We start from the raw sequence: 12,857 nt of genomic DNA on the forward strand, positions 1-12,857 counted from the left end.
AACTAAATGGAAACGACCATAAAGGAACGCCTAATGTCCAACGATTACATCTTCACTTCCGAGTCGGTCTCTGCGGGTCACCCCGACAAGATGGCCGACCTGGTCTCCGACACCATCGTCGACGCCATCATCGAGCAGGATCCGCACGCCCGTATCGCCTGCGAAACCGCCACCAAGACCGGCATGGTCATGCTGCTGGGCGAGATCACCACCGGCGCGCAGATCGACTACGAGAAGCTGGTGCGCGAAACGGTCTGCGAGATCGGCTACGACGACTCCGACAAGGGCTTCGACGGCAAGACCTGCGCCGTGCTGAACGTGCTGGGCGAACAGTCCCAGGACATCGCCATGGGTGTGGACCGCGACGTCTCCGACCGCGCCACCCAGGGCGCCGGCGACCAGGGCCTGATGTTCGGCTACGCCGCGCGCGAGACCGACACCCTGATGCCCGCCCCGATCTTCTACGCCCACAAGATGGTGCGCATCCAGTCCGAACTGATGAAGAGCGGCAAGCTGCCGTGGCTGCGCCCGGACGCCAAGAGCCAGGTCTCCCTGCGCTATGAAGACGGCAAGCCGGCCGGCCTGGACGCGGTGGTCCTGTCCACCCAGCACAGCCCGGACATCTCGCAGAAGGACCTGAAGGAAGCGGTCTACGAAGAGATCTTCAAGAAGGTCCTGCCGGCCGAGTGGCTGAGCCAGGTCTCCGACGACCAGATCCACATCAATCCGACCGGCAAGTTCGAGATCGGTGGTCCCGTGGGCGATGCCGGTCTGACCGGCCGCAAGATCATCGTCGACACCTACGGCGGCATGGCCCGTCACGGTGGTGGCGCGTTCTCCGGCAAGGACCCGTCCAAGGTGGACCGTTCCGCTGCCTACGCGGGCCGCTACGTGGCCAAGAACATCGTCGCCGCCGGCCTGGCCGACAAGTGCGAGATCCAGGTCTCCTACGCCATCGGCGTGGCCGAACCGACCTCGATCACCGTCGACACCTTCGGCACCGGCAAGCTGGATGACCGCAAGATCGAAGGCTTCGTCCGCGAAGCGTTTGACCTGCGTCCGTGGGGCCTGGTCCAGATGATGGATCTGCTGCGCCCGATCTACAAGCCGACTGCCGCCTACGGTCACTTCGGCCGCGAAGACGTCGACCTCCCCTGGGAGCGCACCGACAAGGCCGAGGAACTTAAGAAGATGGCGGGCCTCTAATAGCACCCGACATTTTGTAAGCGAAATACCCATCCGGCTGAGGAGCGCTGCAGCGGTTTAACCGTCAGGCTCAGCCGGATGCTCCCCTGAAACGTGAACACGGCGCTCATCCAGATAGACGGAGAAGTTAATCCATGAATGCTGTGATGAACGACAAGAAAACGACCGATTACGTCGTCAAGGACATCAACCTTGCCGAATTCGGCCGCAAGGAAATCGCGATCGCCGAAACCGAGATGCCCGGTCTGATCCAGACACGCGAAGAGTTCGCGGCCTCCAAGCCGCTGAAGGGCGCGAAGATCGCCGGCTCCCTGCACATGACCATCCAGACCGCGGTGCTGATCCAGACCCTGGAAGCCCTGGGTGCCGACGTGCGCTGGGCCTCCTGCAACATCTACTCCACCCAGGACCACGCCGCGGCCGCGATCGCCGACAACGGCACCCCGGTCTTCGCCGTGAAGGGCGAAACCCTGGAAGAGTACTGGGACTACTGCCACCGCATCTTCGAATTCGACGGCGGCGCCAACATGATCCTGGACGACGGTGGTGACGCCACGCTGCTGCTGCACCTGGGCGCCAAGGCCGAGAAGGACCAGTCGGTCATCGCCAAGCCGGAGAACGAGGAAGAAGAAGCCCTGTTCGCCAAGATCAAGGAACGCCTGGCCGAACAGCCGACCTGGTACTCCGACATGCTCGCCAAGATCCAGGGCGTGACCGAAGAGACCACCACCGGTGTCCATCGCCTGTACCAGATGGCGAAGGACGGCGAGCTGGCCTTCCCGGCGATCAACGTCAACGACTCGGTCACCAAGTCCAAGTTCGACAACCTGTACGGCTGCCGCGAGTCCACCGTGGACTCCATCAAGCGCGCCACCGACGTGATGATCGCGGGCAAGATCGCCGTGGTTGCCGGTTACGGTGACGTCGGCAAGGGTGCCGCCCAGTCGCTGGCCGGCCTCGGTGCCACCGTGTGGATCACCGAGATCGACCCGATCTGCGCCCTGCAGGCCTCGATGGAAGGCTTCCGCGTGGTCACGATGGAAGAAGCGGCCGACAAGGCCGAGATCTTCGTTACCGCCACAGGTAACAAGGACGTGATCACCGAAGATCACATGACCCGCATGAAGGATCAGGCCATCGTCTGCAACATCGGTCACTTCGACTCCGAGATCGCCGTGGCTGCGATGCGCAAGTACGAGTGGGAGAACATCAAGCCGCAGGTTGACCACATCATCCTGCCGAACGGCAACCGGATCATCATGCTGGCCGAAGGCCGCCTGGTGAACCTGGGCTGCGGCACCGGTCATCCGAGCTTCGTGATGTCCAACTCCTTCACCAACCAGACCCTGGCTCAGATCGAGCTGTGGACCAAGGGCGACCAGTACGACAAGAACGTCTACGTGCTGCCGAAGCACCTGGACGAGAAGGTCGCGCAGCTGCACCTGAAGAAGCTGGGTGCCAACCTGACCCGTCTGACCGACGAACAGGCCAAGTACCTGGGTCTGCCGGTGGATGGCCCGTTCAAGCCGGAACACTACCGCTACTGATCGGCCAGCCTCACATTTCAATTCGTTGTTAATGTGAACGCCGGGGCGGGCCGCATGTTCGTGCGGTCCGCCTTCTTTTTGTCTGGAGGACAAACATGTCTGCACAAGAACGCGTCTACAGCGTTGAGTTTTTTCCGCCCAAGGACGAGGCCGGAGCCGAGCGACTGGCCAAGGCCCGCAAGCGTCTGGGCGCCCTGAATCCCGAGTTCTATTCCGTCACCTTCGGCGCCGGGGGTTCCACCCGCGACCGCACCCTGGAGACGGTCAAGGACATCATCACCAACGACGGCATCCCCGCCGCCCCGCACGTCTCCTGCATCTCCTCGACCAGGGGCGAGCTGCACGAGCTGCTGTCGAGCTACCGCGACATCGGGGTGAACCGCATCGTCGCGCTGCGCGGCGACCTGCCGTCCGGCACCAAGAACTCCGGCGGCGACTTCCGCTATGCCTCCGAGCTGGTGGAGTTTGTGCGCTCCGAGTTCGATGACCAGTTCAAGATCGAGGTCGCGGCCTATCCGGAGTTCCATCCGCAGGCCCCGAACGCCGAGAAGGACCTGGAGAACTTCAAGACCAAGGTGGACGCCGGCGCGGACGCCGCGATCACCCAGTACTTCTACAACGTGGATGCCTACGAGGCCTTCATGGAACGGGTGGAGAAGATGGGCATCACCATCCCGATCATTGTCGGGATCATGCCGATCACCAACTACACCCAGATCGTGCGCTTCTCCGAGATGTGCGGTGCCGAGATCCCGCGCTACATCCGCAAGCGGATGGAGGCCTACGGCGACGACAAGGAGTCGATCCGCAAATTCGGTATCGAGGTCGCCACGCGCCTGACCGATGACGTACTGAACAAGGGTGCCCCCGGGATCCACTTCTATTCGATGAACCAGGCCGGGCCGACCGAACAGATCTGGAAGGCCCTGGACCTCGACAACCGGAAGTAGCCCCCGTGCGCTGCCCCCGGCTGCTGCTCGAATCCGAGGCACTGGCCGCGGGGCGGTCGCTTCCCGCCCCGCAGGACCGCCTGCACTACGCCACCACGGTCCTGCGCCTGAAGAGCGGCGCCCCCTGCCGCGTCTTTGACGGCCTTGGCAACGAATTCGAGGCCACTCTCGAACTGAACGGTCGCCGCGACGGCACCTTCCACCTAGGCGAGCGTGCCGCGCCGCCGACCCACCCTGCCTTTCCGATCCACCTGCTCCAGGGCATTGCCCGCGGCGATCACATGGACCTGGCGATCCAGAAGGCCGTGGAACTTGGGGTGCAGTCCATCCGTCCGGTGCTCTGCGAACGCTCACGTTCGGCCGCCGCCCACAAGGGCCTGGACAAGCGCCAGCGTCACTGGCACGGGATCCTGCGCGCCGCGGCGGAACAGTGCGGGCGCAACGAGCTCCCCCAGTTGCAGGAACCCGCTCCACCGGACACGGTCCTCTCGGGCTGGCATGACACCCTGGCCTTGCTTGCCGAGGAAGGGGCGCCGGGACTGGATGCGCGCCTGGACGGCCGCAGCCGACCAGCGGCGGTCGCGCTGTTCGTCGGGCCGGAAGGCGGCCTCACGCCCGCGGAGATCGCGCTGGCACAGGACCGGGGATTCCTTGGGGTCGGGATGGGCCCGCGCACCCTGCGCACCGAAACCGCCGCGATGGCCCTGCTGACCCTGGTCCAGGCCCGCCTGGGCGACCTGCAGGGATAACGCCCGTCCCGCCCGGAGACCAATGCGGCCTCAGGCCGGCTGGGCCTCGGCAATCTCCAGCAGGCGCTGTTCGAGGGTGTCGAGGCGCAGCAGGTGCGTGGTCACACCGGAGGCCTTCACCCGCCAGGACCAGGGGGTGGCGTCGGAATCTTCCAGCGCGTAGATGTTCTGCGGGGTGATCTGCACAGGGTGCGGCGTCCCGCGCACCTCGAGCGCGTAGAACGGCAGGTGCTCCGGCTGCATGACCGCCTGCATCACCAGCAGGCGGGTAAAGCGGCGACGGTCCTCGCCGCTGTCGCGGCCAGGGTCCAGCAGCTGATTCACGTTGATCACCGGCACCTGCACGTCCTGCCAGACCAGGCTGGGCTCCAGCCAGGGGATCTCCGGGTGTTCGGCGTCCTGCTCCACGGCACCCGCGCGGGTGGTGACCTCGAGAAAGGCGCTGCGCGGCAGCAGGATGGAGCCTGTGTCCAGCTGCACGATCACGGCCTCGACCGCCTGGGTCTGTGCGTCGTCGCTCATGCCGGCACCTCCTGCAGCTGCTCGCGGATGGCATTCAGCAGATCATTCTCCAGATACGGCTTGCCCAGATAACCATTCACCCCGAGGCGGTCGGCCCGCTCCCGGTGCTTGGTGCCGCTGCGCGAGGTGATCATGATGATCGGCACCTGCCCGAAGTCCGGGTGGTCCCGCACATGGGCGGCAAACTCGAAGCCATCCATGCGCGGCATCTCGACATCCAGCAGGATCAGGTGCGGCCGGCGCTCGTCGAGCAGACCCACGGCGTCCAGACCGTCGCGCGCGGTCACCACGTCGTAGCCGTGGCGGGTCAGCAGACGGGCCGTGACCTTGCGGATCGTGATCGAGTCGTCGACCACCATAATCCGCTTCGAGCTCGAGGCCTCGGATACTGCCTGCGGGGCTTCCGGCAGCGACGCGGTGGCCTCGGCAAAGCGCACCAGCATACTGAGGTCCAGAATCAGCATCACCGAGCCATCGCCCTGCAGGGTGGCACCCGCCACCCCCGGGATGCGACTCAGCACCGGGCCCACCGACTTCACCACGACCTCCTGACTGCCCAGCAGGCCATCGATGCGAAGGGCCACGCGCCGGTCATCCGCCCGCACCAGCAACAGCGGGAAGGGATGATCCGGGAAGTGCTCGACCCCGGCCTGGCTCTCCACGCCCATCAGGTCGCCCAGGCCACGCACCTCGTAGTCCTGTCCGATGTAGTTGTAGGTCGCCTTGGCATCCTGCGAGTCGATCTCTTCGGCGCGGGCGCGGACCACGCCCTCGACCGAGGCCATCGGGACCGCGAAGGTCTCCTCGCCCACCTGGACCAGCAGGGCCTGGGAGATGGCCAGCGTGAACGGCAGGCGCATGGTGAAGCGCGAGCCCTTGCCGGGCGTCGACTGGATCTCCAGCGTGCCGCCGAGCTGCTTCACATCGCTGTTCACCACGTCCAGGCCTACCCCGCGACCGGCCACCTGAGAGACCTCCGCAGCGGTGGAGAAGCCGGACTGCAGGATCAGCTGCAGGGCCTGGGCGTCCGAGACTTCGGCATCGGGGGCGATCAACCCGCGCTCGAGCGCGCGGGCGCGGATGGCCTCGGCGTCGATGCCACGACCATCGTCGGTCACCTGCAGACGGATCTCGCTGCCCGACTGCTCCAGGCTGACATCGATCTGACCCTGGACCGCCTTGCGCGCCTGCTCGCGCTCGGCCGGTGCCTCGATACCATGGGCGATGGCATTGCGCAGCAGGTGTTCCAGGGGCGACACCAGTCGTTCCAGCAGGGCGCGGTCGAGTTCGGCCCCCTGGCCGGTGAACTCCACCCGCACCGGCTTGCCGAGATCCTCGCCCGCCTGGCGCACCACGCGGCGCAGACGGGGCGCCATGCGGGCGAAACGCACCATACGCTGGCGCATCAGCTGATCCTGCAGGTCCGTGCCGACGCGGCGCTGCTGCAGCAGGATGCCGCCGGCATTCTGGAGTTCGTCGCCGACTTCCTGCTTGAGGGCCTCGAGGTCACTGACACTTTCGGCCAGGGCCCGCGACAGCTGCTGGATCCCGGAGTAGCGGTCCATCTCCAGCGGATCGAAGTCCAGGGCCTCCTCGCCACTCTCCTCCTCCACCCGGAACAGGATCTGCGCCTCGGTCTCGATCTCGAGCTTGCGCAGCTGGTCGCGCAGACGCGCGATGGTGCGCTCGAGTTCGTCGACCTGGCCCTCGACCCGCCCGACCGTCTGCTCGAATCGACGATGGAAGGTTGCCAACTCGCCGGCGTTGTTCACCAGGCTGTCGAGGACCTCGGCGTCCATGCGGACCTGGTCCTGAATACGGCGCCCCTCGGATTCCGGCGGCTCGTGGCTGCGCTGGTCCCCCGCTGCGGCCGGCATTGCCGCCTCGGCAGCCGGTGCGTCGGTCTCCGCGTCGCCCGCATCGGCCTCGGTCTCCGCTGGTGCGCCCGCCTCAGGCTCGGGCGATTCGCCGGCCTCGCCGGCGGCCCAGCTCCGCAGCGCCGGCAGCGATTCGCTGGCCGACTCGTCCATCTGCCAGGCCCCGACCCCGCGCTCCACCAGATGCTGGACATCCGTCAGGGCGCGCTCGGTGAGCTGGAAGAAGCCATCGCGCGGCTCGAGACCGGTCTCGGTCTCCACGCTCAGCGCGCTCTCGAGCGCGTGCGCGATGGCGCCGACCACAGTGAAACCGGCCATGCGGGCACTGCCCTTCAGGGTATGCACCTCGCGCTGGAAGGCGTTCTGGTCCGGACCGGGCCGCCCCCCGGCCTCGCGCCAGCCATGGAGGGCGGCGAACGCGGCCTCCAGGATATCCCGGGCCTCCTCGATGAAGACCTCGGCAAACTCCCAGTCGATCTCCAGCTCGGGCTCGGGCTCGGCGCCCGCTTCCGGCACCGAGGACACCTCGGGCACCGCTTCGGCGGCTTCGGGTTCGTCGAATTCCGGCGATTCCTCCTCGTTGGACTGCTCCTCGGCACGCAGCAGTTGCTCGGCGGTCGCATGATCCAGCAGGGCGTAGACCTCGGGGGCCCAGGACGGCGGATCCAGCACCTTGGCCGGATCGGGTTCCTCGTCGGCCACCGCCTCGGCGACGTAGGTCTCCAGCCGGCGTAGCAGCTCGACGGCCTCGCCCGACAGGGCCCATTCCATATCCCGGTGGATGCGAATCAGGCGCTCGAACGGGCCGCAGACCGAGTAGATACCGCGGATGTCCGCCGTGCGCGCGCTGCCGTTCAGGGTGTGCAGCGCGCGCTCCAGATCATGATTCGGGATCCGGTCCGGGCGCCATTGCGATTCATCCAGCCAGCCCCGCAGGGTGAGCAGGTGCACCTGGGCCTCGGCGGCAAAGACCTGCCATAGCTGTGGGTCGGTCTCCATGCGCGCGGCCGAGTCTCCCGCCGAGGCCTCCGCGAGGTCCCCCTCGTCCGGTGCCGGTTCGTCGATCCCCGGCTCTCCGGGCGCAACCCCCTCCAGTTCCGGGGTATCGGCCTCCGGCTCGAGCGCGCCCTCCACGGGCAGCGAGTCGCCCCCCTCCAGGATCTCTTCCGTCACCTCGAAGGCATCGGCCGGGAGCTCGAGATCGTCCAGATCCAGCGGTTCGACATCCGGCGCGGAAGCCCGCAAGTCGTCGCTGCCCGCCACCGGGGCTGACTCCCCTTCCGGCTCTGCGTCGGGAACAGACGCGTCCGACTCGGGGACGGATGGCTCCAGCGCATCCGGCGGGAGGTCCGGCACGAACGCACCGGATTCCTGGAGGAGTTCGTCGGCAGCCTCATCCTGGTCTGGCTCCACAGGCTCCAGGGTCTCGCTGGATGCCACAGCGGCCGGGGCGTCCAGATCATCCAGGGTGCGCGCCAGTGCCTCGAATTCGGCTTCCGCACCCGACGGAGCGGCGGGGGCCATGGGCTCTTCGTCCGCCTCGGCCTCGGTTTCCGGCTCGCCACCGGCCAGGGCCCGCAGGCGCAGGGCGATATCGAGGACGGGGGTATCCGGTCCGGTGTCATCCCGGACCTCGCTCACCAGGCCCGGCAGGACCCCGATGGCGTCCTCGATAACCTGCAGGGTGGCGTGGTCCGCCTCATGCCCGGAATCCAGCAGGCGATTGAGGAAGGACTCCACCGCCCAGGCGAACTCGCCCAGACGCAGGGCCCCGGCCAGCCGCCCCGAACCCTTCAGGGTATGGAAGGAGCGGCGGATCACCGAGAGGGTGTCGAGGTCCGCCGGGTTGGACTGCCACAGCGGGAAATGCTGGGTCAGGCTGGCCACCTCCTCGTCCGCCTCCTCGAGGAAGATCTCGAGGATCTCCGGATCGACGTCGGGGCCACGCACCTGGTCCGCCAGCACCGCATCGTCAAAGGGCAGGGAATCACGTCCCCCGGCGGGCACCGAGCTCGTCGGGGGTGCAGCGGCCGCGACGTCGGTCGCGGGGATCCCGGCCTCGGCCCCCGGCTCCGGGGCGTTCTCCGCCGGCAGATCCTCGAGCGTGCCGGAGTCGAACGCCACCTCGTTGTCAGTCACCGGTTCGGCCGAGTCGTGCTCCGGCGCCGCCTCCGGGGCGTCCCCGGCCTCGGGAACCGCGGCCAGCGGCGCATCCGCGCCATCACCACCGGAGATCGCGCCGATGCGCTGCAAGGCCGCGATGCCGCGCTCGTGCACGCTGTCCAGTTCGCGCCAGGGCTGACCGGACGACTCGAGGGCCACCTCGATGCTGCTGAGGACCTCGGCCAGGGCCTCGACCTCGCCCTCCTCCAGCTCCGTGGCCGCCCTGCCGGCGCGGGCATCCAGATGCCGGATCAGCGGCCCGAGGAGGGCATGCAGTGCCTCGAAGCCCGACATCGACATGGCCCCCTCGATGCGCCGCAGACCCTCGCGGGCCTCGTCGAGGCCGCTTTCGCCAGCCTCCGCCCCGGCGTCGAGAAAACCGAGGAAGATGTCGCGCACCCGGCGAACATCGACCAGGGCCTCCTTGTAGACCGCGGCCGCCAGCGCGCGATCGAACTCCGCCTGTGGCGTGGGACTGTGGCTCTTGCGCCGCAGACCGGATTCGAGCAGGGATTCGAGGGCCAGCAGATGTTCCGCCAGTACCATGTCGACCTGTTCGTCGGCCTCGCCCGCACGCTCGGGGGTCAGCGACGCCGCCAGGGCATCGGTATGCTCCTGCCCGGACTCCAGGCCCAGCAGGCTGAGCGTGGAACCGATGCGCTCGACCTGTTCGCGCAGATGAGCCAGATCCTCGGCCCCGCGCACCGGGGAACGCATGAGTACGTCCAGGCGCTCGCGCACCTCCGCGAGGTCGTCTTCCAGCGCCTGGCGCAGGTTGTCGTAGACCGAACGACCGACGCTGCCGGCGTCGTCCTCGAGGCCAAGGCCGTCGAGGCCGAACACCTCGCGCACCGCTAGGGTCTGCTCCCCTTCCGAAGTGGCACAGGCCACGTGAAACAGCAGGGTCTTGATCAGGTCCGAAGGCGCCGCGTATTCGGGCTCCGAACCCGCATCGCCGGCTTCCAGGTGGGCCGTTAGCGCGTTCAGGTAGCGCCCGAGTTCACGATCGACCCGCCCGACCAGGCGCCGCACGTCGGTATCGGCCTCGACCCCCCCGGCGGCGACCGCCTCCAGCACCGCACCGGCGACCCAGAACAGGCGGCGGGCCTCGCCCGCCGGGACGACCTCCTCGACTGTGCGGACAGTCGCCTGCAGGCGTGCGGCCGGTGCCGTCGCATCCTCGCCGCGCACCAGTTCCAGGAGATCGCGCTGAAAACGGCGGCGCGCCTGCTGCAGGACCGGGAGCCGGGCCGCCGGGTCCAGCACCTCGCCACCGGAACCCACGCGGTCATCGTCGACGGTTTGCGGGTCCGGCATCAGCGCCGCGACGTCCAGCAACAGCGATGCCCCCCGGCTGCTGCGCAGCTCGTTCAGCAGGGGGACCAGGATCATCGGCGAGGGCAGTTCGCCATCGCCCTCGTTCTCGAGATAGTCCGGAAGCTGCAGGGACGCCCGCAGCAAGGGCTCGGTGGCCGCCACGTTGGGCTCGTCGGCCTGCTGCAGTTCGTCCAGGACCTGGAGCATCTCGTCGAGGATCAGGACCACGCTCTCGACCTGGACCATGACCAGGGTATTGCGGATCTGCTCGACCCGACTGCGCGCCTCGGCCAGACAGTCACCGCAGGTCGGGTCGTCGGAATACCGCCGCAATGCGTCCTGGACCTCGACAAACAGCTTGTCGAGCTCGTCGCGGACCCAGTTCAGTGCGCTGGATGCCATCGGCCGGGTCCGCCGTCAGGCCCGTTGTTCGTCGGAGGACGTCGTATCGGCGTCGGGATCGGGATCCATCGCATCGGGGTCCTCGCCAACGGCCTCGGTAGCGCTGCCCGGCTCGGGCAGCTTGAAGTCCGATACCGAGGACTGCAGCTGGGCCGAGAGCTGGGCCAGATCCCCGATCGCCGCCGCGGTGGACTGCGTCCCCTGCGTGGTCTCGGAGGTAATCTCGCGGATCTGCGCCATGATGGAGGTCACGTCCTGCGCCATCTCGGACTGCTTGCGGGCCGAGGAGGAGATACCGTCGATCAGGTCCGCGAGATCGGCGGAGACCTGTTCGATCTCGGACAGCGCCTCGCCCGCGGCCTGGGCCAGTTCGGCCCCCTGGACCACGTTGGCGGTACTTTGCTCCATGGAGCTCACGGCCTCGCTGGTATCCGCCTGGATGGCCTTGACCAGGCCTTCGACCTGACGGGTCGCGGAGGACGAACGTTCCGCGAGGCGCTGGACTTCGTCGGCCACCACCGCGAAGCCGCGGCCGGCCTCGCCCGCCGCGGAGGCCTGGATCGCCGCGTTCAGTGCCAGCACGTTGGTCTGTTCGGCGATGTCGTTGATCAGCCCGATGATGTCGCCGATCTCCTGCGAGGATTCGCCCAGTCGCTTGATCCGCTTCGCGGTCTCCTGGATCTGCTCGCGGATACTGTCCATGCCCTCGATGGAGCGGCGCACGGTGCCGGCCCCGCGGGACGCGATCTCCACCGAGTTACGTGCCACGGAGGCCGACTGCTCGGCATCCTGGGCCACCTTGTCCACCGAACGCGAGACCTCGTCGATCGCGTCATCCGCGCGCTGGATCTCGCGGGCCTGTTCTTCCGACTTCTCGGCCAGCCCCAGCACCTGCGAACGGGTGGACGCCGAGGACTCACTGATGTCGGCCGCCACCGTGTTGATGGTCGCGACCAGGGTACGCAGGTTCTCGATCGCGTAGTTCATCGAGTCCGCGATGGCGCCGGTGAAGTCCTCGGTCACCGTCGCGTTCACGGTGAGGTCGCCATCGGCGAGGTTCATCATCTCGTCAAGCAGGCGCAGGATCGCCTGCTGGTTGCGCTCGTTCTGGGCCTCGGTCTCGGCCAGTTCGCGCTTGGTGTCGCGGTAGAGGAACAGCCCCATCGCGATCAGCAGCAGCAGCGCCAGGCCACCAAAGCCGAAGCCGATCAGGGCGATCACGCCCGCCCGTTCGGCCTCCCGCGTGATGGCGGTCTCGAACGCGCCGGTCGTCTCGAGCATCGCGCCACTGCTGGCCTCGACACTGGAGGCCGCGGCATTGACCTCGAACACCTGGGTGGAGGTATCCAGAACCCCTTCCACCGCCTCGCTGAAGGCCACGAACAGCGTGGCGATCTCCTGCAGCAGGGCCCGTGCCTGCGGGTCGTCAACCGGCTCCACACCCAGCGGGGCGAAGCCCTCGATCAGCCCGTCCAGCACCCGCCCGTACAGCGTCGCGTCACGCTCGAAGCGTTCGATGGCGGCGGCCGCCTCGGCGCCACCCTGCAGCACCCGGCCGAGGTTGTTGGCGATCCGCTGGATCAGCATGGTCTGGCGTGCCGCCACATAGACCTGCTCGGGCGGCTCGCCGATCTGGGTCATGCGCCGCACGACATCATCGGACAGCCGCGACAGTTCCGGAGAGAAGGCCGCCACCGCGTCGGAGAACTCGGTGATCAACTGGATATCCGAACGCCCGAGGATGACCGTGTTGATGTGGTCCCGATAGGCGGACCACTCGCGGTCCACGGTGGCGATGTCCTCCTGCAGGGGTTCCGGCAGCGGCTGCAGCCCTTCGCCCCCGGTGCGGATCCGTTCCAGACGTGCCTCGAAGTCATCCCGCAGCGACTGCAGGTCGGAGAATGCCTGCTCGGAACCCGCGGCGGCCTCCAGCGAGCTGGTGGCCAGCCGCTGCGACAGCAGGCGCAGGTCGTTGGCCAGCGCGATGCGGTCGCGGTACTGGCTCTGCTCGTACTCGTGGTAGGTAAAGGCCCCGCCGGTCGCGATCAGGGCCAGCACCAGCAGCCCCCCGAGGACAAAATTACGTGCGCGACGACTCGATCCCATCAGTTCATACCCCCTGTC

7 protein-coding genes and 1 riboswitch are annotated in these 12,857 nt (G+C 67.5%); of the genes, 4 read left to right on the forward strand and 3 right to left on the reverse strand.

The features are described 5' to 3' along the window. Positions 1-33 precede the first annotated feature (33 nt). The 4 genes from metK to C996_RS0102785 all read left to right on the forward strand — a co-directional run bounded on the left by metK (position 34) and on the right by C996_RS0102785 (position 4,452). Positions 34-1,206, forward strand: coding sequence for a methionine adenosyltransferase (metK, locus tag C996_RS0102770; RefSeq protein ID WP_018865944.1), 1,173 nt, complete (start codon positions 34-36; stop codon positions 1,204-1,206). Between the two features lie 33 nt (positions 1,207-1,239). After that, positions 1,240-1,321: riboswitch (S-adenosyl-L-homocysteine riboswitch) on the forward strand. Between the two features lie 19 nt (positions 1,322-1,340). Further along, positions 1,341-2,753, forward strand: a complete 1,413-nt coding sequence (gene ahcY / locus C996_RS0102775; RefSeq protein WP_018875962.1) for an adenosylhomocysteinase — start codon at positions 1,341-1,343, stop codon at positions 2,751-2,753. A gap of 95 nt (positions 2,754-2,848) precedes the next feature. Beyond that, a complete protein-coding gene (gene metF, locus C996_RS0102780) occupies positions 2,849-3,703 on the forward strand; it encodes a methylenetetrahydrofolate reductase [NAD(P)H] (protein WP_018865946.1) in 855 nt (284 codons plus the stop codon). Positions 3,704-3,708: 5 nt separating this feature from the next. Continuing rightward, a complete protein-coding gene (locus tag C996_RS0102785) occupies positions 3,709-4,452 on the forward strand; it encodes a 16S rRNA (uracil(1498)-N(3))-methyltransferase (RefSeq protein ID WP_018865947.1) in 744 nt (247 codons plus the stop codon). Between the two features lie 30 nt (positions 4,453-4,482). Here the strand turns inward: C996_RS0102785 and C996_RS0102790 are convergent, their stop codons facing one another. From C996_RS0102790 to C996_RS0102800, 3 genes are read right to left on the reverse strand one after another with little or no spacing between them, the layout of a single operon-like run. Beyond that, entirely contained in the window at positions 4,483-4,974 is a 492-nt protein-coding gene (locus tag C996_RS0102790; RefSeq protein WP_018865948.1) for a hypothetical protein, read from the reverse strand. Further along, the gene (locus tag C996_RS0102795) at positions 4,971-10,733 is read right to left on the reverse strand and encodes an Hpt domain-containing protein (protein ID WP_018865949.1); all 5,763 of its coding nucleotides are present in this window, start codon (positions 10,731-10,733) and stop codon (positions 4,971-4,973) included. Before C996_RS0102795 ends, C996_RS0102790 begins: the two co-directional genes overlap by 4 nt. Before the next feature lie 15 nt (positions 10,734-10,748). Next, complete coding sequence (locus C996_RS0102800; RefSeq protein WP_018865950.1) at positions 10,749-12,839, reverse strand: methyl-accepting chemotaxis protein; 2,091 nt, start codon at positions 12,837-12,839, stop codon at positions 10,749-10,751. Positions 12,840-12,857 lie beyond the last annotated feature (18 nt).

It is taken from the genome of Thioalkalivibrio sp. ALE25, from assembly GCF_000377285.1.
Lineage (GTDB): Bacteria > Pseudomonadota > Gammaproteobacteria > Ectothiorhodospirales > Ectothiorhodospiraceae > Thioalkalivibrio.

What these genes read in the sequence shown, in the direction of transcription:
- C996_RS0102795 (WP_018865949.1), bottom strand. Translation starts at nt 10,733, where the DNA reads ATGGCATCCAGCGCACTGAACTGGGTCCGCGACGAGCTCGACAAGCTG.
- metK (WP_018865944.1), top strand. Translation starts at nt 34, where the DNA reads ATGTCCAACGATTACATCTTCACTTCCGAGTCGGTCTCTGCGGGTCAC.
- C996_RS0102790 (WP_018865948.1), bottom strand. Translation starts at nt 4,974, where the DNA reads ATGAGCGACGACGCACAGACCCAGGCGGTCGAGGCCGTGATCGTGCAG.
- metF (WP_018865946.1), top strand. Translation starts at nt 2,849, where the DNA reads ATGTCTGCACAAGAACGCGTCTACAGCGTTGAGTTTTTTCCGCCCAAG.
- C996_RS0102800 (WP_018865950.1), bottom strand. Translation starts at nt 12,839, where the DNA reads ATGGGATCGAGTCGTCGCGCACGTAATTTTGTCCTCGGGGGGCTGCTG.
- ahcY (WP_018875962.1), top strand. Translation starts at nt 1,341, where the DNA reads ATGAATGCTGTGATGAACGACAAGAAAACGACCGATTACGTCGTCAAG.